This is a genomic window from Kitasatospora sp. NPDC059408, assembly GCF_042751525.1.
Classification (GTDB): domain Bacteria; phylum Actinomycetota; class Actinomycetes; order Streptomycetales; family Streptomycetaceae; genus Kitasatospora.
Genome location: NZ_JBHYWI010000187.1, coordinates 1 through 1,395 on the forward strand (window position 1 = coordinate 1; position 1,395 = coordinate 1,395).

A 1,395-nucleotide genomic window follows, 5' to 3' on the forward strand; every position below is an offset into this window, starting at 1 on the left:
CACCACCATGACCACCACCACCCCCCGCCCCACCACCACCAGCGACGACGACAGCCCGCCCCCCACCCCCGCCCAGGCCACCCCCGACCCCACCCCCGACACCACCACGGCCCCCACCACCGACGCCGGCCCCGTCCTACGCCACCTCAAAGTCGCCATCATCGGCACCGGCTTCTCCGGCCTCGGCACCGCCATCCGCCTCCTGCAGACCGGCACCGACGACTTCCTCGTCTTCGAACGCGCCAACGACCTCGGCGGCACCTGGCGCGACAACACCTACCCCGGCTGCGCCTGCGACGTCCAAGCCCACCTCTACTCCTTCTCCTTCGCCCGCAACCCCCACTGGAAATCCACCTTCGCCACCCAAACCGAAGTCCACGAATACCTCCGCGACTGCGCCCACAAACACGGCGTCCTGCCCTACCTCCGCTACAACCACGAACTCCTCACCGCCCACTGGAACGACACCCACCACCACTGGGACCTCCACACCACCGGCGGCCGCTACACCACCCAATTCCTCATCACCGGCACCGGCTACCTCTCCACCCCCGCCATCCCCGACATCCCCGGCATCCACACCTTCACCGGCACCCTCTTCCACTCCGCCCAATGGAACCACCACCACAACCTCACCGGCCGCACCATCGCCGTCATCGGCACCGGCGCCTCCGCCATCCAATTCCTCCCCCACATCCAACCCCAAGCCGCACGCCTCGACCTCTACCAGCGCACCCCACCCTGGATCGCCCCCAAACCCGACAAACCCAACACCCCCCGCCACACCTGGATGCTCCGACACCTCCCCGGCTACCAGCAATTCCGCCGCAACTTCAACAAACACGGCCGCGAAATCATCGCCTACTTCATGTCCCGCCCCACCCGCACCACCGCCATGAAAAACATGGCCGCCACCCACCTCAAAAAATCCGTCCCCGACCCCCACCTGCGCACCCTCCTCACCCCCGACTACACCATCGGCTGCAAACGCCTCCTCTTCTCCAACACCTGGTACCCCGCCATCCAACAACCCAACGTCAACATCATCACCACCCCCATCAAAAACATCGGCCCCACCCACATCACCACCACCGACGGCACCACCCGCCACATCGACACCATCATCCTCGCCACCGGCTTCACCCCCACCAACCAACCCATCACCCACCGCATCCACAACGCCAACGGCACCACCCTCAACCAAACCTGGACCCAACACGGCATCCAAGCCCACCGCGGCACCACCATCCACGGCTACCCCAACCTCTTCATGCTCCTCGGCCCCAACACCACCCTCGGCCACTCCTCCCAAACCGTCATCATCGAAGCCCAAATCACCTACATCATCCAAGCCCTCAAAACCACCACCACCCACAACATCACCAGCCTCCACCC

1 protein-coding gene is annotated in these 1,395 nt (G+C 65.4%); it reads left to right on the forward strand.

What is annotated here, in order from left to right:
* Positions 1-1,395, forward strand: a 1,395-nt coding sequence (locus ACFXDE_RS43855) for a flavin-containing monooxygenase (RefSeq protein WP_380499816.1), incomplete at both ends; no start/stop codon positions are given.